The sequence below is a fragment of the Hymenobacter cellulosivorans genome (genome assembly GCF_022919135.1).
GTDB classification, from domain to species: domain Bacteria; phylum Bacteroidota; class Bacteroidia; order Cytophagales; family Hymenobacteraceae; genus Hymenobacter; species Hymenobacter cellulosivorans.
Genome location: NZ_CP095049.1, coordinates 1,189,471 through 1,207,343, shown reverse-complemented (window position 1 = coordinate 1,207,343; position 17,873 = coordinate 1,189,471). Strand labels below are relative to the sequence as shown.

Annotated in this window: 10 protein-coding genes; 2 read left to right on the top strand and 8 right to left on the bottom strand. The window is 58.9% G+C overall.

The genetic code is table 11. The features are described from left to right. Positions 1-104 precede the first annotated feature (104 nt). The 3 genes from rnr to MUN80_RS05145 all read right to left on the bottom strand — a co-directional run bounded on the left by rnr (position 105) and on the right by MUN80_RS05145 (position 5,526). Positions 105-2,654 (bottom strand): ribonuclease R, encoded by a 2,550-nt coding sequence (gene rnr, locus MUN80_RS05155; protein ID WP_244720496.1) that lies wholly within the window; start codon positions 2,652-2,654, stop codon positions 105-107. 218 nt (positions 2,655-2,872) lie between these two features. Further along, the gene (locus MUN80_RS05150) at positions 2,873-3,613 is read right to left on the bottom strand and encodes an ATP-grasp domain-containing protein (RefSeq protein ID WP_244720493.1); all 741 of its coding nucleotides are present in this window, start codon (positions 3,611-3,613) and stop codon (positions 2,873-2,875) included. 11 nt (positions 3,614-3,624) lie between these two features. Then, positions 3,625-5,526, bottom strand: a complete 1,902-nt coding sequence (locus MUN80_RS05145; protein ID WP_244720491.1) for an ABC transporter ATP-binding protein — start codon at positions 5,524-5,526, stop codon at positions 3,625-3,627. A gap of 124 nt (positions 5,527-5,650) precedes the next feature. Here MUN80_RS05145 and MUN80_RS05140 point away from each other — a divergent pair, with 124 nt between their 5' ends. Then, a complete protein-coding gene (locus MUN80_RS05140; protein ID WP_244720488.1) occupies positions 5,651-6,637 on the top strand; it encodes an aldo/keto reductase in 987 nt (328 codons plus the stop codon). 180 nt (positions 6,638-6,817) lie between these two features. On the opposite strand, the gene MUN80_RS05135 is transcribed toward MUN80_RS05140, so the two are convergent. From MUN80_RS05135 to MUN80_RS05120, 4 genes are all read right to left on the bottom strand, one after another. Further along, the gene (locus MUN80_RS05135; protein WP_244720485.1) at positions 6,818-7,465 is read right to left on the bottom strand and encodes a lipoprotein signal peptidase; all 648 of its coding nucleotides are present in this window, start codon (positions 7,463-7,465) and stop codon (positions 6,818-6,820) included. A 262-nt stretch (positions 7,466-7,727) separates the two neighbouring features. After that, complete coding sequence (ileS, locus tag MUN80_RS05130) at positions 7,728-11,168, bottom strand: isoleucine--tRNA ligase (protein WP_244720480.1); 3,441 nt, start codon at positions 11,166-11,168, stop codon at positions 7,728-7,730. Positions 11,169-11,304: 136 nt separating this feature from the next. Beyond that, on the bottom strand, positions 11,305-13,734 hold the full coding sequence (locus MUN80_RS05125; RefSeq protein ID WP_244720477.1) for an efflux RND transporter permease subunit: 2,430 nt from the start codon (positions 13,732-13,734) through the stop codon (positions 11,305-11,307). Positions 13,735-13,956: 222 nt separating this feature from the next. Next, on the bottom strand, positions 13,957-15,480 hold the full coding sequence (locus MUN80_RS05120; RefSeq protein ID WP_244724835.1) for a glycine--tRNA ligase: 1,524 nt from the start codon (positions 15,478-15,480) through the stop codon (positions 13,957-13,959). A gap of 285 nt (positions 15,481-15,765) precedes the next feature. Between MUN80_RS05120 and MUN80_RS05115 the strand changes: the two genes are divergently transcribed. Beyond that, complete coding sequence (locus MUN80_RS05115; protein ID WP_244720473.1) at positions 15,766-17,166, top strand: inorganic phosphate transporter; 1,401 nt, start codon at positions 15,766-15,768, stop codon at positions 17,164-17,166. A gap of 199 nt (positions 17,167-17,365) precedes the next feature. On the opposite strand, the gene MUN80_RS05110 is transcribed toward MUN80_RS05115, so the two are convergent. Next, positions 17,366-17,851, bottom strand: coding sequence for a hypothetical protein (locus MUN80_RS05110; RefSeq protein ID WP_244720471.1), 486 nt, complete (start codon positions 17,849-17,851; stop codon positions 17,366-17,368). Positions 17,852-17,873: the final 22 nt, after the last annotated feature.

Here is a 17,873-nt window from a genome sequence, read left to right as displayed (position 1 = left end):
AACGAGAAAGGGCTTTGTGGGTAAAGGGCGGAACTACCTTCACAGAGGACGGATTGCTTCAGCCGTTGGCTTTGCAATGACACGGGCCCTACTGCGGGAAGAGCCTAGCGCCGGCGCTTGTCGCCCCCGCCGCTGCGGCTGCTGCCACCGGGCCGGCCACCTCCTTTGCCACCGCGGCCTCCACCGGGTTTTTCGCCCCGCGGGCCCCGGTCGGAACGGTCACCGCCGCGGCTGCTACGGCTGTTGCGGCGCTCTTCCTGCTCCCGGTCTTTGACGTAGTCGGGGCGGTTGTCTACCACTTCGAAGTCGATGGTGCGGTCGAGCAAGTTGGCGGCTTTCACCACTACCTGAATCTCGTCGCCGAACTGGATGATCTTCTTGTTGCGCTGCCCGATGAGACGGTAGTTGTCCTTGTCGAGCTCGTAGAAGTCGCCGGGCAGGTCGCTCAGGCGGATCATGCCTTCGCACTTGTTCTCTTCGATTTCGACATAGAGCCCCCACTCGGTCAGGCCCGAGACGACGCCCTTGAACTGCTCGCCAATCACGTCAGCCATGAACTCGACCTGCTTGTACTTGATGCTGGCGCGCTCGGCATTGGCGGCCAGCTTCTCCCGCTCCGAGGAGTGCTTGCACTCTTCTTCCACGGGCTCCACCTTCACGTTTTTACCACCCTGCAGGTAGTGCTCCAGCAAGCGGTGGGCCATCATGTCGGGGTAGCGACGGATGGGTGAAGTGAAGTGCGAATAGTGCTCGAAGGCCAGACCAAAGTGGCCCATGGGCTCGGTGGTATACTTAGCCTTAGACATGGTGCGCACGGCCAGGGTCTGGATGACGTTCTGCTCGGGCCGACCAATGACTTCGGTCGACAAATCGTTGAGCTCGGTGCTGAGCTTTTTCGGGTTGGTCAAATCCAGGGTGTGGCCAAACTTCTGGGCGAAGAGAGCGAAGTTCTGGAGGCGGTCGGCGTCGGGCGCGTCGTGGGTGCGGTACACCATCGTGAAGCGCGGCTTGGTCTTCTTGAGCTTATATACGAACTCAGCCACCTTGCGGTTGGCCATGAGCATGAACTCCTCAATCAGCTTGTGGGCATCCTTGCGCTCCTTCACATACACGCCCAGCGGCTTGCCGTTCCCGTCGAGGCGGAACTTCACTTCCTGGGTTTCGAAGCTGATGGCGCCCTTGCGGAACCGCTCGGCGCAGATCTTCTTGGCCATGTCGTTGAGCAGATTTATCTCCTCAGCGTAGTCGCCTTCCTTCGTCTCGATTCGCTCTTGGGCCTCCTCATACGAGAAGCGGCGGTCAGAGTGAATGATGGTTTTGCCAAACCAGGAGTCGTAGAGCTTGCCTTTTTCGTCGAACTCAAACACGGCCGAGAACGTCAGCTTGTCTTCGTGGGGCCGCAGGGAGCAGACGCCGTTCGACAGCCGCTCGGGCAGCATCGGAATCACCCGGTCGACGAGGTAGACCGAGGTGGCGCGGTGCTTGGCTTCCTTTTCCAGCATGGTGCCGGGCGTCACGTAGTGGGTCACGTCGGCAATGTGGACGCCTACTTCCCAGTGCCCGTTCTCCAGCTTCTGTAGGCTCAGCGCGTCGTCAAAGTCCTTGGCATCGGCGGGGTCAATGGTGAAAGTAAGGATGGGGCGGAAGTCGCGGCGCTTAGCAATTTCCTCCTGCGGTATCACGTCGGGAATAGCTTCAGACTCTTCCTCCACGTCGGCGGGAAATTCGAAGGGCAGGCCAAACTCGGCCATGATGGCGTTTATCTCCGCCTCGTTCTGGCCGGCCGGACCGAAGCTACGCACGATTTCGCCCACGGGCTGACGGGTGCTGTCCTCGGGCCATTCGGTGATGCGAACCAGCACCTTCTCGCCGTCGTTGGCACCGTGCAAAGCCTCGAAGGGCACGAACACGTCGAAGTAGAGCTTGCGGTGGTCGGGCGAGACGAAGCCGAAGCCGCCCTGCACTTTGAGCTGGCCCACGATTTCGGTTTTCACCCGGTTCACCACTTCTACCACGTCGCCCACAGGACGGCCATCGCGCTGCCCGCGCAGGCGGATGCGAACGGTGTCGCCCTGCATGGCAAACTTGAGCTTGTCGGTGAACACGCGCACGTCGGTTTCACTCTCCTCACTGATGATGAAAGCGTACTGGCTCGTGGCCAGCGCCACGGTACCCGTAATGGTGTCAGTGCCTTCGTAGCCCCGGTCACGGTACTGGGGTTTGGCGGTCGTTTGACCGTCGCCGGGCTCGTCGAAGCCCTGGGTGCGGCGGCGGCGCACGATGGGGTCGTTGCCGAATTCAGTTTCCACGGGGCGGCCGCCCTTCACGAAGTTTTTCCCATGGTCCGGCCGGTCAGCAGCCAGGGGCTGGACCTTCTGGGCTTCGGGATCGGAGAGGCGGTAGTCGTCGTTTTGGAGGTGGGTCAGCTGGCCGGAGTTGCGCAGGGTTTTGAGGTGAATAAACACGTCTTCGCGCTGCTCCTTAGTGGTCACGCCAAGGCGGCGGGAGAGTTGGCGGTAGGAAAATACTTTGCCGGGGTTATCAGCAAAAATGCGGTACACCAGGCTTTTCGTTACTGGGGCAGGCGCGGCTTTGGGCGCGCGGGAGGCTTTCGCGGAAGCGCGGGGAGCCTCGGTTTCTTCTTTTTTCTTCATTAGAAAATAAGGGTACCGCCAGTTGTTTTCGGTTTCGCAGGCGGCGCAGGTAAATGGAAATTACGCGTGACGCGGTTGGTCAGGCGCGGGGGTTGAACGGTGAGTTGAACGCGGCTCAGGCGGCCGGGTTATGGTTGCGCTGGAAAAGCTCCGGCACAGCAGAGTTAAGAGATAATACGGAATAAATTCGAGAAGAACTATATGCGACGCTGTGGTTGCTACACCGCCGATAAAGCCCGCAGAACGGTCGGGCCAAAATCAGCCAGGCTCCATTCCTTGAGGTCAGACACTTGCCCGTCGCCTACTTCTACCACTACGTTCCTACCAGCCGCAGTTTGTGCTATATCCAAGCTGTAAAATTTTCGCGGAGCCAGCAATGGCAAGACCGGCTTCAGCTCGACCGGCAGTTTAGTACCCAGCGCGCCGTAGGCCTTACCGTCCACCACAAAGAACCGCCGCTCAGAGTCCGTCAGCACCTCGGTGAACTTCCGCACGAACAGAACATCGGTGGAGGATAATTCGTGCTTTTTAGCCAACGCATGCCACTGCTCGGCAGTAGCGACAACCGAATCGGGTCCGAAGGATTTCACCAGGCCTTTCACGAAGTAGCGCTGCCCAGCGGAGAAGGCCGGCATTTGCGCGGCGGGTTGGAAGGAGCTGGTAAAGGTGAAGTCGCGAATGGCTTCGTACCAGCCCGAGGCCTGGTGGGACGCCAGGTATTCGGCTGGGCTTACTAAGAGCGGCGTGCGGTGAGCCAGTTGCTCATACTCGGCTGCCGACAACATCCACCCCCGATACAGAGCCGGGGCAGCACCGGAAAGGCGCGGCAGGAGCTTATCGGTTTCGATATCGAACAAGGCTACGTCAAAACCATGGGCACGGGCCCAGGCATACTCGGGCACCCACAGTGGGTCTACGGTAGCCGGCTGATAGGGTAAGGAGGGGTAAATAATTTGCATTAAAGGCTTGGCTACACTGCCACAGCCCGGCGGGCTACGGCAGCGCGAATGTCGCTGGGCTCGTCTTTGGGAATGGCGGCCAACAGCTGCTTGGTATAGTCGTGCTGGGGGTTGGCGTAGACGTCGGCGGCCGGGCCGCTTTCCACAATCCGGCCCTGGCTCATGACCAGCAGCCGGTCGGACATGAAGCGGGCCACCGACAGGTCGTGGGTGATGAAAAGGTAGGTGATACCGAAGTCGCGCTTGAGCTGGTTGAGCAAGTTCAGCACCTGGGCCTGCACCGACACGTCGAGGGCCGAAACCGACTCGTCGCAGACGATGCACTTAGGTTGTAGAGCCAGAGCCCGGGCAATGCAAATCCGCTGGCGTTGGCCGCCCGAGAATTCGTGTGGGTAACGCAAGTAGTGCTCGTCCTTCAGGCCCACGGTGCGCAGCAACTCTAGCACCCGGTCCTTTTGCTGCTGCCTGGTGCCGCCCACGTTGTGTACCCGCATCGGCTCCAGGATGGCCTCGCCTACGGTCAGCATGGGGTTCAGGGCGGCGTAAGGATCCTGAAACACCATCTGAAACTCCTTGCGCCGTTTGCGCAGCTCGCCGGTGGGCAGTTTGGCCAGATCCGTCTCTTCAAACAGGATGCGGCCCGCCGTTGGTTCCACCAGCCGCAACAGGGCCCGACCCAGCGTGGTCTTGCCGCAGCCCGACTCGCCTACCAGGCCTACGGTTTCGCCCCGGAAGATGTCGAAGCTTACCCCATCCACGGCCCGCACGAACTCCGGCTTGCGGTTGAAGAAGCCCTTGCGGATGGGAAAGTGGACGTTCAGGTTTTCAACGCGTAAGAGCGGGTCGAAACTGATAGCTGAAGCTGAGTTTGAAGCCTGAGCGGCCAGCTCTTTATCGAGCACCTCTCCTTTTGTTTCGGCAGCTAAAACCGCCTCATTTTGTTCCACGGGGAACGTTTTGGCGGTTTCAAGAGAAATGTTATCAGAGGTAGCAGTTACGGCAATTGTGGAGCTTTCGGGCGTGGAACGCGTGAGTTTTTCCACGAGGTTGCCCTCGGCGTCCTCGGTCATGAAATCGGCCACGACGGGCAGACGCTCCTTCCCTACCGACAGCTTGGGCCGGCAAGCCAGCAGGCCCTTGGTGTAGGGGTGCTGGGGGTTGGTGAAGATGTCGAGCACCGAGCCCTGCTCCACTACCCGGCCGCGGTACATGACCAGAATCCGGTCGGCAATTTCGGCTACTACGCCCAGGTCGTGGGTGATGAAGAGCACGGCCGTGTTGTGCAGCCGCCGCAGCTCGTCGATGAGCTGCAGCATGCGGGCCTGCACGGTCACGTCGAGGGCGGTGGTGGGTTCGTCGGCAATGAGGATGGCGGGGTTGCAGGCCATGGCCATGGCTATCATCACGCGCTGCTTCTGGCCCCCGCTGATTTCGTGGGGGTAGCTGCTGAAGATTTTCTCGGGTCGCGGCAGCTGGGCCATGGTGAACAGCTCCACGGTGCGGGCCTCGGCTTCTTTTTGGCTGAGCGTGGTATGCAGGCGCAGAGCCTCCACCACCTGGCTCCCACAAGTGTAAACCGGGTTTAGGGACGTCATCGGCTCCTGGAAAATCATGCTGATGTCGTTGCCCCGTACTTTCTGTAGTTGCTGATCCGAGAGCTGCAGCAAATCAACTTCACCCAAAGCTTCGGAGTGAAACTGCGCCGTGCCGGAGGCAATGCGGCCGGGCGGCATTGGAATCAGTCCCATCAAAGCCAGAGAGGTTACCGACTTGCCCGAGCCGGATTCGCCCACAATGGCCACGGTTTCGCCCCGGTGCAGGTCGAAGGACACGTCCTGCACGGCCCGCACGTCGCCGCGGTGGGAACGGAAGTCGATAGTCAGGTTGCGGACGGATAAAATGGGTTCAGGCACGGCAAACAGGAAGTCAGAGGCGATAATTGGTAAAGATAGGCAGGCGGGACGTAGCTTGCCGGTCGGGGCTTGCGTATGCCCTATTCAGCTTTGACACACTCGTAAACCCGTATTCTACGCACTCATGCAGTACCGCAAACTAGGCAAAACCGATTTTTCCGTTTCCGAAATCAGCCTGGGCACCTGGCAGGTCGGGGGCAAATGGGGGGACCCGTTCAGCCACGAAAACGCCGACCAGATCCTGAACGCCGCCGTGGATAGCGGCATCAACTTCATTGACACGGCCGATGTGTACGGCGACGGGGAAAGCGAAAAAGCTGTAGGCCGACTCGTGCGCAGCCGCTCTGAGCAAATTTACGTGGCTACTAAGTGCGGCCGGCAGCTGCAGCCCCACACCAACGAAGCCTATCAGCCCGAAGTGCTGCGCAAGTTCGTGGAGCAGAGCCTGCGCAATATGCAGCTCGACACCATTGACCTGATTCAGCTCCACTGCCCTCCTACTGAGGTCTATTACCGCCCCGAAATCTTCGAGGTTTTTGACCGGCTCAAGGAGGAAGGCAAGATCCGGCACCTGGGCGTGAGCGTGGAAAAGGTGGAAGAAGGACTCAAGGCGCTGACCTTCCCCAACGTGTGCTCCATCCAGCTTATCTTCAACATGTTTCGGCAGCGGCCTCAGGAGCTGCTCTTTGCTGAGGCCAAGCGCCACAACGTGGGCCTGATTGTGCGGGTGCCCCTGGCCAGCGGCCTGCTCACCGGCAAGTTTTCCCGCGACACCACCTTCTCAGCCGACGACCACCGCCAATTCAACCGGGAAGGGGCCGCCTTCGACAAGGGCGAAACCTTCTCGGGCGTCGACTACGAAGTGGGTCTGGAGGCCGTAGAAGCGCTTAAAAAGGTATTTCCTGACCAACCTAACCTGGCGCCCGTAGCCCTGCGCTGGGTCCTGATGTTTGACGAAGTGAGCTGCGTAATTCCCGGTGCCTCCAAGCCCAGCCAATTGGAGTCGAACCTGCGAGCCGCCGAGTTGCCCACCATTACCGAGGAGCAAATGCAGCAGGTACGCGCCATCTACGACGAGCGGATCCGGCCGCTGGTGCATTATACGTGGTAAAATGAGCTTTTAGAAGGTCCTATCGACTAGCGGGAGACATCTTGCGTGGCGTCGTCGGGTTGATAGTCAAACATCAGCACGCGAGATGTCTCTCTTCGTTCGACATGACTGTTCTTAAAAATCAATAAAAAAGCCCGCTGGATTGCTCCGGCGGGCTTTTTTGGCTTTTAACAGGCCTGTTTACACTACTTCCGAGGTTTCCGCGTCGCGGCGGGGCACTTCGGCGTCCTGGGCAACGTGGTTTGCGGCTTGCTCCTCGGCGAAAAACTTGTTCTGGTTGAGTAGAATCAGTACCACGCCGATGAAGATGCAGGAGTCGGCGATGTTGAAGATGGGGAAGTCCGGAATGACCTTCCCTCCTATCAGCGGCCAGGAAATGGGGAAAAAGCCGTCGGGGAAGTCGACAAACAGCATGTCGATAACCTGACCGTGAAACCAGGGCGTGGGCACGCCAAATGGGGCGTTGTCGTAGATGATACCGTAGAAAATGGAGTCAATCAGGTTGCCGACAGCCCCGCCCAGAATAAGGGCTACGCAGGCAATGAAGCCGGGGAAAGCCCGCCGTTGCCAGAGCTTATAGATGTAATAGCTGATGCCCACCATAGCCACCAGACGGAAGCTGGTCAGCAGGATTTTGCCGTAAGGTGGCGGCAGTTCCACGCCGAAGGCCATGCCGGGGTTTAGGGTGTAATGCAGCTTGCCCCAGTCGCCGAACAGAGAAATTTCGCCTGCCATGCCGGGTTCCATGTAGGTATGCACGGCCCACTTTGAGAGTTGGTCGATGACGATGACCAGCAGCGCCAGCAGGTAGTATTTCCAGTACTTCATAAGCAGATAGTGAGAGGTAGGAAGTGAGAAGTGAGACTTCGGGCTGACGTAGTGTCAGCTTCAGAACCTCTTCCCTCTCCGGGTACAAAGTGACGAAGAATTTTAGACTTTCCTGTGAGAAACGGCTCGGCCTTCCTCAGCCCTCTGGTATATATTTTTCGGGCGTTTTGTGCCCTTTTGAACCGATTTAGCGACTTCCGAAAATGCTTTGTGCGCCGGTGTGCCAACCGACCTTTTCATAAAGTCGGTTGGCACCTTAGGCTCAGCCGTTTGCGACTTCCAGCTGCACGGGCACGTTATACTCGTCGAATTCGAGCACCGAGCCGCCGCTGATTTCGGGCGCGAAATCCAGGGCCAGGGCCTGCACTTCCTCCCGGATATAGTCGCCGAACGACTGCACGGCGGCTTCCAGCTCGGGCTGCTGACCTAGCGTCACGCGGATTTTGTCCTGCACTTCCAGGCCGCTGTCCTTGCGCAGGTTCTGCAAACGATTCACCAGCTCGCGGGCCACGCCTTCCTGACGCAGCTCCTCGGTTAGGGTCACGTCGAGGGCCACGGTGAGCGGGCCGTCGGTAGCCACGAGCCAGCCGGGCAAGTCGTCGGTGCGGATTTCCACGTCGTCGGGGGCCAGGGTGTAGGTTTCACCCTCGATTTCCACGGCCAGCTGTCCGGTTTTCTCAAGGGTGCTGATTTCCTCGGCCGTCATCTGCTGAATCCGGGCCCCTACTACCTTCAGTTTCGGACCATATTGCTGACCCAAACGCTTGAAGTTGGGCTTCACCGACTTCACCAGCACGCCGCTGGTATCGTCGAGAAACTCCACGTGCTTCACGTTCACCTCGGCGCAGATCAAATCTTCCACCTTGCCAACCTGTTCCCGCGTGGTGTCGTTCAGCACGGGCACCAGGATGCGCTGCAAGGGCTGGCGCACTTTCAGCACCGACTTCTTGCGCAACGAGTGCGTGAGCGAAGAAATGCGCTGGGCCAGCTCCATCCGTTCCTCCAGGGCCTTGTCGATACGGGCTTCGTCGGCGTCCACGAGCAGCGTCAGGTGCACCGATTCGGCGGTCCAGCGCTGGGCGTTGCCTTCCTGACGCAGGCCGTCGGTCATGTTCTTGTAGAGCCATTCGGCGAAGAAGGGCGCAATGGGAGCCATGAGCTGGGCCACGGTCACGAGGCATTCCTGCAGGGTTTCGTAGGCAGCACGCTTATCAGTGGTCAGCTCGCCCTTCCAGAAACGGCGGCGCGAGAGGCGCACGTGCCAGTTGGAGAGCTGATCGGTGACGAAATCCTGGATGGCGCGGGCGGCCTTGGTGGGGTCGTAGCCGTCGTAGTAGCCCCGCACTTCGAGGATGAGGGACTGGAGCTTCGACAGGATCCAGCGGTCCAGCTCGCTGAGCTCGGCGTGGGGCACACGGCCGGTTTCGGTGGCCTGGAAGCCGTCGAGGTTGGCGTAGAGCGAGTAGAAGGAGTAGGTGTTGAAGAGCGTGCCGAAGAAGCGGCGCTGCACCTCGGTGATGCCGGCCAGGTCAAACTTGAGGTTGTCCCAGGGCTGGGCGTTGGCAATCATGTACCAGCGCGTCGCGTCGGGGCCGTACTGGCTGATGGTGGCAAACGGGTCTACGGCGTTGCCGAGGCGCTTGCTCATCTTGTTGCCGTTTTTATCCAGCACCAGGCCGTTGGCCATAACGTTCTTGAAGGCCACGGAATCCTCCAGCATTACGCCCAGGGCGTGCAGGGTAAAGAACCAGCCGCGGGTCTGGTCTACGCCTTCGGCAATGAAGTCGGCGGGGAAGTTCTTCTCAAACACGTCCTTGTTTTCCAGCGGGTAATGCCACTGGGCGTAGGGCATGGCGCCGCTGTCGAACCACACATCAATGAGGTCGGTTTCGCGGTACATGGCCTGGCCGGTGGCACTCACCAGGAAAATATCGTCCACGTAGGGGCGGTGCAGGTCGATTTTCTTGGTCGACTCAGCTTCGTTGCCGTCAGCCATCACCCAGTTGCCATCCACCTTGCGGTAGGGGTTATGGGTCATGATTTCGGCGGCTACAGCCTTGTCGATTTCGGCGCTAAGCTGCTCGATAGAGCCGATGCAGATTTCCTCGGAGCCGTCCTGGCTGCGCCAGATGGGCAACGGCGTGCCCCAGTAGCGGGAGCGGCTCAGGTTCCAGTCGACCAGGTTTTCCAGCCAGTTGCCGAAGCGGCCGGTGCCGGTGCTTTCGGGCTTCCAGTTGATGGTTTTATTCAGCTCGATGAGCCGGTCTTTCACCGCCGTGGTCTTGATAAACCAGGAGTCGAGCGGGTAGTAAAGCACGGGCTTGTCGGTGCGCCAGCAGTGGGGGTAGGTGTGCTCGTACTTCTCCACTTTGAAGGCCGTGCCGTCGCCTTTCATGCGGATGGCAATGCTTTCGTCGAGGGTTTTGTAGTCGGCGCCGCTCTGGTCGTGGCCGTCGTAGTTTTTCACCCAGCGGCCGCCGAATTCGCCCATTTGGGCTACGTAGCGGCCGGTGCGGTCCACGATGGGACCCAGCTTGCCTTCATCATCAGCTACGAGCAGGGCGGGCACGTCAGCCAGGGCCGCGGCGCGGAAGTCGTCGGCGCCGAAGGTGGGCGAGATGTGAACAATGCCGGTACCGTCTTCGGTGGTTACGAAGTCGCCGTTGATGACGCGGAAGGCGCGCTCCTCCCCTTCAAAGGCCGGAAAGCCTTTGTCGTGGCCGAACAGCCGCTCGTAATTCACACCAACCAGGTCGGAGCCTTTGAAGGTGGCTTCGATGCGCCAGGGCAGCACTTTGTCGCCGGCTTTGTAGTCTTCCAAGGAAGTATCCTTGCCTTTCTCGGAGAAGTGACGACCTACCAACGCCTCGGCCAGTACTACCCGGATGGGCGCGTAGGTGTAGGGGTTGAAGGTGCGTACCAGCACGTAGCTGATGTTTTTGCCCACGGCCAGACCGGTGTTAGCCGGCAAGGTCCAGGGCGTGGTCGTCCAGGCCAGGATGTAGGTTGGCACGTTCTCGGCGCCGGCAAGCAGCTGGGCTGATTTCTCATCCTGCTTCACCTTGAACTGGGCCACGATGGTCGTGTCCTTCACGTCGCGGTAGGTGCCGGGCTGGTTCAGTTCGTGGGAGCTGAGGCCTGTGCCGGCGGCCGGCGAGTAGGGCTGGATGGTGTAGCCTTTGTAGAGCAGGCCCTTGTCGTAGAGCTTTTTGAGCAGGGCCCAGCAGCTTTCGATGTACTCGGGCTCGAAGGTGATGTAGGGGTCGTCGAGGTCCACCCAGTAGCCCATTTTCTCGGTGAGGTCGTCCCACTGGGCCTTGAAGCGCATCACGGTTTCACGGCAGCGCTGGTTGTAGTCCTCGATGCTGATTTTCTTGCCGATATCCTCCTTGGTGATACCCAGCTCCTTTTCCACCTGCAGCTCAATAGGCAGGCCGTGGGTGTCCCAGCCGCCTTTCCGCGACACCTGCTTGCCCAGCAGGGTCTGGTAGCGGCAGAAGATGTCCTTCACGGTGCGGGCCATCACGTGGTGAATGCCGGGGGCGCCGTTGGCCGAAGGCGGACCTTCATAGAACACGAAGGTGGGCTGCCCTTCACGGGTGCTCACGCTTTTCTCAAAGATGCCGTTCTGCTTCCACCACGCCAGGATATCGGTGCCGACCTGGCCGTAGTTGAGCGGCTGCTTGTATTCGGGGTAGTTCATTTGTGGGGTACGTTGTATCAGAACGTCATGCTGAGCGAAGTCGAAGCATCTCTACTGCTTCTCTGGGTTACCATTGCGGTAGAGATGCTTCGGCTGCGCTCAGCATGACGGGGGTGTTGGTATTGATTTTTGAAAACTACGAATCCAGCTTCTTCTGCAAAGGGATGCGGCGCAAGTTGATTTCCGCATCGTCGTCCTCGGCGTGGTAGGTGTGGTCGAAGTGCTGAATGAAGGATTCGTTGATGTTTTCATCCTTGCCGTGCTCGAAGGTAACGAGCAGGGAAGGCAGCAGAATCAGGTTGGAGAAGTTGGTAATCAGCAACGAGGCCGACATGAGCAAGCCAAGGGCCTTGGTGCCGCCAAACTCGGAAAAGGCAAACACCGAAAAGCCTAGAAACAGCACGATGCTGGTGTAAATCATGCTGGTGCCGGCCTCGCTCAGCGTGGTGCTGATGGCGGCCTTTACCCGGTGCCCGTTGGCGGCCAGCTCCTGCCGGAACTTGGCCAGCAGGTGGATGCTGTTGTCGCCGTCGATGCCCAGGGCAATGCTGAAAATAAGCGCCGTGCTGGGCTTGAGCGGAATGCCGAAGTAGCCCATAATGCCGCCGGTCAGCAGCAGCGTCACGAAGTTGGGCAGCAGGGTAAAGAACACGGCCCGGATGCTGCGAAACAGGATGAGCACCACCAGCCCCACCAGCACGAAGGCAATGATGAGGCTTTCCTTGAGGCTGCCGATGAGGTATTCGTTGCCTTTGGTGAACAGAATCGTAGTGCCGGTGAGGCTCACTTTCATGCCCGTGTCCTTGAAGATTTCCTCCATCTGGGGCCGAATCTGGTTCGAGAGCAGCGTGTCGAGGTTGCGGGAGCCGATGTCGGCAATCTTCAGAGAAATCCGGGCACTCTGACCGGTCGAGTCGGTGAAGGAGCGGATCAGCTTGCTATCCAGGCCGCCGCCGGCTTTACCCTGCGAGTGGGCCAGGTAGCTCAGAATAAAGTTCTTCTCGGAGTTGTCGGGCAGGCGGTAATAGTCGGGGTTGTCGTTGTAGAAGGCCTGGGTCGAGGCCTTGAGAAAGGTCACGATACTCACTGGGGTAGTCAGCACGGGCTGGGTGCGCAGAAACTTCTCGAACCGGTCAATTTTTTCCAGGTTCTTGAGCTTCATAATGCCCCGCTTCGAGCCGGTATTGACCACGATTTCCAGGGGCATTACGCCGTTGAAATGCTGCTCGAAGAACTTCAAATCGGAGTTTACCGAGCTGTCCTTGGGCAGATCATCCACCATATACGACACCGACTTCACCTTCATAATGCCGCCAACCGACAGGGCGACCATGACGGCCGCGGCCAGGTAGACCATGCCGCGGCGCTCCAGCACCAGGTGCTCGAAAAATTCCAGCAGCTTGGTCAGTGGGGTGGCATCGAGGTGCTCCAGCTGCTTGGGCGTGGGCGGGGGCAGGATGGTGAAGACAATCGGAATCAGGATAAACGAGACCAGGAAGGCCACGAAAATATTGATGGTGGCCACGGCCCCAAACTGAAACAGAATGGCAATGTTGGTGAAGCAGAACACCACGAAGCCAATAGCCGTGGTGGTGTTGTTCATCAAGGTCACCAGCCCGATTTTGCTCACCACGCGGGTCATGGCCAGCACCTGGTTGCCGGATTTGCGGTAGTCGTAGTGGTAGCGGCTGAGCAAATACGTGCAGTTCGGGATGCCGATAACGATGATAATACTCGGTATTAGGCCCGTGAGCAGGTTGATTTTGTAGCCCATCAGCACCATCGAGCCAATGCACCACACCACCACGATGAGCACAATCAGGATGGGGAAAACCACCGCGGCCCAGGTCCGGAAGAACAGGAACAAGGTGATGGCCATCATGACCACCGTCAGGGCCACGAACAGCTTCATTTCGCCGGCTACTTTGGTCGTCATCGTGGCCCGCACGTAGGGCAGACCGGCGTAGTGCATCCGGATGCCGGTTTTTTGCTGGAACCGCTCGGCATGGCCCAGAATTTCCTTCATCACGCCTTCGCGCTTACTGGAATTCAGGAACTTAGGGTCCATGGTCAGGGCCATGAGGGTAGCGCCCGTGGTGGGCGAAATCAGCTGGCCTTTGTAGAACTCCTGCCGGTTCACGACGCGCATCAGGGAGTCCAGCTCGGCCTGGCTTTGCGGAGCCTGCTTGAAGATGGGGCTGGCCCGGAAGCTTTGGTTACTGGTGTCCTTTTCGAGCTTGATGAGCTTGGTCACCGACAAAACGCCACTCACGCCCTGCACTTTGCCCAGGGTTTCGGTCAGGTTACGCAGTTCGTTGAAGTTGCCGAGCTCATACACGCTGCTGTCCTGCAAACCGAGCACGAACACGTTGCCATCTTCGCCGAAGGTGCGCTTGAACTGCTGGAAATAGACCATGTCCGGGTCGTCGGGGCTGACAACTTGGGCAAAGTCGTAGGTCATTTCCACCTTGCGAGCCTGCCAGCCCATGAACACGGTAATAGCGGCCAGCAGCAGAATCAGAACCCGCCGGTGCTTGATATTGAATAAGGTGAGTTTACTCCACATAGGCCGCTAAAATTTAGCAAAGGTACGCAATGACTTGCTGGTAAAAGGATGAGTCAGCCGGGGCCACACGCCCGCAGCCAAGCGGCAAACCTAGCGGGTGCTGGTGCCACGGCCCGCCCCTACTCGACGCCCGGCCCGCTTCAGCCGACCAGAAACGAAAACGGGGCCGCCATGCTCAGCATGACGGCCCCGGCTTTTCGCGCTTGGCAGCTGCTGAACTTCCTAGAGGTTCTCGAAAATTCGCGACAAACTCACGGCCTCGCCGATGTAGGCACGCAGCTCCGAAATGGGCATGCGGGTCTGCTCGCGGGAGTCGCGGTGACGCACGGTTACGGTTTCATCCTCCAGGGTCTGGTGGTCGACGGCAATGCAGAAGGGCGTACCGATGAGGTCCTGGCGGGTATAGCGCGTGCCGATAGAGTCCTTCTCCTCGACGACCAGGCGGAAGTCGTGGCGCAGGCTGTTGTAGATTTCATTGGCTTTCTCGGGCAGACCGTCCTTTTTCACCAGCGGGAAAATGGCGGCTTTCACCGGGGCCACAGCGGGGTGCAGGCGCAGCAGCTTACGGGTCTTGGTCTTCTGCTCCTCCCCTTCGCCCTCGGTAATAGTTTCTTCCTGGAACGCTTGGCAAAGCGTGGCCAGGAACAGCCGGTCGGCGCCTACGGACGTCTCTACCACGTAGGGCACGTAGTTACCGTAGGGCTTGCCGGTTTCGGGGTTGATGTCGTTGTCGAAGTAGTTCTGCTTTTTACGGCTGTACTGCTGGTGCTGGGTCAAATCGAAGTCGGAGCGGGAATGGATGCCCTCGATTTCCTTGAAGCCGAAGGGAAACTCGTACTCAATATCGACGGCAGCTTTGGCGTAGTGGGCCAGCTTCTCGTGGTCGTGGAAGCGGAGCTTGTCGGCGGGCAGGCCCATTACTTCGTGCCAGCGGCGGCGGGCGGCTTTCCAGTGCTGGTACCACTCCTCCTCGGTGCCAGGGCGCACGAAGAACTGCATTTCCATCTGTTCAAACTCCCGCATGCGGAAGATGAACTGCCGGGCCACGATTTCGTTGCGGAAGGCCTTGCCGATCTGGGCAATACCGAACGGCACCTTCTGGCGGGCCGACTTCTGCACGTTCAAAAAGTTGACGAAGATGCCCTGGGCCGTTTCGGGGCGCAGGTAGATTTCGCTCGAACCTTCGGCCACGGCGCCCATCTGGGTCGAGAACATCAGGTTGAACTGGCGCACGTCGGTCCAGTTGCCGGTCTTGCTGATCGGGCACAGGATTTTCTCGTCGATGATGAGCTGCTTGACGCCGGCCAAGTCCTCGGCCGTGAGCAGGCGGCCCATTTCGGCCAGCAGGGTTTCGGCCCGGGCTATTTCGCCGTTCTTCTCGTACTCGGCGGCTTTTTCTTCGAGCAGCACGTCGGCGCGGTAGCGCTTTTTGCTGTCGAGGTTGTCAATCATGGGGTCCGAAAAGCCGTCGACGTGGCCGGAGGCTTTCCAGGTGGTGGGGTGCATAAAGATGGCCGCGTCGATGCCCACCACGTTTTGGTTGAGCTGGGTCATGGCTTTCCACCACAGCTGCTTCAGGTTGTTCTTCAGCTCCACACCGTTGGGGCCGTAGTCGTACACGGCGGCCAGGCCGTCGTAGATTTCGGAGGAAGGAAACACGAAGCCATATTCCTTGGCGTGCGACACGATTTCGGCCAAAGTGCCTTCAGCGGTATTGGCGGCCGGTTTCTGCGGGGCGTTGCTCATATTCAGGTACTCTGATACAGTAGAAGTGGGCAAAAGTAGCAGAAACCACCGGAGCCGCGGCAGAATCCACCTTGGGAAAAGCCAGTATTTTCTACTCTTTGCCCCCTCTGCTAGCTTCTACCTCAACCGATTACCCCGGTGCCCAACCCCGAAACGGTTCCTGCGTTAAGCGCATGCAAACGGGCGTTGTACCATTTTGGCGTAACAATTTCATAATCTTGCCCCGCCTAAAGGTCCCTCTACCTTTGGAACGATGAAAACCGATTTCCCATTAATTCCCCTTTTATGTTTGGCTTAGAGCCTCATGTGCTTCTGCTGCTAATCACCTGTCTGGTAGCAGCTTGCGCCTTCGAATTTGTCAATGGCTTTCACGACACGGCCAACGCCGTGGCCACCGTGATTTACACCAACGCCCTGCGGCCCTGGGTGGCGGTAGTGTGGTCGGGCTTCTGGAACTTCATCGGGGTACTTACCGGTGGTATTGCCGTGGCCATGGGCATCGTGTACCTGCTGCCCGTGGAAAGCCTCGTCGACCAGAACGTGTACCACAGCATCGCCATGGTAGGCGCCCTGATTGTGGCGGCCATCATCTGGAACCTGGGAACCTGGTACTACGGCCTGCCGTCCTCGTCCTCGCACGCTCTGATCGGCTCCATCCTCGGGGTAGGTATTGCCTTCTCCCTGCTGCCCGACTCCAACGGCTCGGCCGTAAACTGGAGCAAGGCTCTCGAAACCGGTGCCTCGCTGCTGATTAGCCCCATCTTCGGCTTTTCGCTGACCATCATCATGATGTTTTTGCTGAAGCGCTTCGTGCGCACCAAATCCATCTTCCGGGAGCCGCACAAGCGCAAGCCCCCACCCATCTGGATTCGCCTGATCCTGATTGCGACCTGCACCCTGGTGAGCTACTTCCACGGCTCCAACGACGGGCAGAAAGGCGTGGGCCTGATTATGCTCATCCTGATTGGCATCGTGCCCACGCACTTTGCCTTGAACCAGAAGCTCAACCCGCTTGACATGCGCGAGTCGTTGAGCAACGTGGAGTTGGTGATGGGCAAGCTCAACGCCGAAACCATGAGCCAGGCCGACCGTCAGTTGCTGACCGATATCCGCACCCAGACCAACACCCTGGACCAGATCTTCGCCGGCAAAACCGACGTGAAGCAACTGCCCGAGCAGGCCCGCTTCGATATTCGCAAGGCCATCCTGCTGATCCACAACAAATCGAAGAAACTCGTGGCTAGCGAGAAGCTGCCGCTGAGCACCGCCGACCGCAAAACCTTCGACACGAGTGTAGCCCAGATGCGCACCTTCACCGACTACGCCCCCTGGGAAGTGTCCTTGATGGTGGCCCTGTCGCTGGGCATCGGCACGATGATCGGCTGGAAGCGCATCGTGAAAACCATCGGGGAGCGGATTGGCAAAGAGCACCTGACCTACGCGCAGGGTGCTTCCTCCGAGCTGGTAGCCGCCGCCATGATTGGCGTCAATACGCAGTTCGGTCTGCCGGTTTCAACCACCCACGTCTTATCGTCGGCCATTGCCGGCTCCATGGTGGCCAACCGCGGCATCAAGAACCTGAACCCGCAGATGGTGCGCAACATTGCCTTGGCTTGGGTACTGACCCTACCCGTGACCATGTTCCTCTCGGGTGGCCTGTTCCTCTTGTTCCGCGCTATCATGTAAGTTGCTCTTTCCCTGAATTACACAAAAAAAGCCGACCCGCAATGGGTCGGCTTTTTTATTGCCGGAAGTTTTTGTAAGGGTCGTGCCAGCTATTGAAATTAGCCAAACTTTCCAACTTTATCCACTAAAACGGCGGGTTATTAAGCACTTATCAACTTATCAACACCAAAAAGCCCGAATTTTGTGGATAACTCTGGCTCTAGCTGGGCCATTGCACCTCTAGGTCGTCGCTGATAAAGACGCCGAAGTTGACGAACTGCAGCTGGTCCTCATCAAAGTAAAGGTCAATCATTTCCTTTTCGTAGGACAGGCGGGTTTCGCCGGTATCCATGCGCTCCACCTCCGTCGACTCGAGGCCGTTCTGGCGCATGAGCTCCTGGATTTCCTCTACGGACTTGCCATGAATCGGTTGGCCGAAAATGCGCAGGCCCGGGTGGTCGGTTTCGATGCAGCTTAGGCGGTAATCATCTTCCCGGTCAAAGTATAGGGAGTAGCCTTCCTCCAGGTAGTTCCAAGCCTGGTGCTCAAACTCGTCGTCTTCCTCCGACTCTTCGATTTCCTCCGGCTCGCCCATCAGGGCCCGGACCTGGTCCTGGGTGGCGCCGAACTTCAGCGGGCCCATGCCGGTGCCCAGAACGATTTCGTTTTCTTCGGTGCTGTTGGGTTGGGGTTGGATGGTCTGCATAACGAATGGGTTTCGGTGGTTG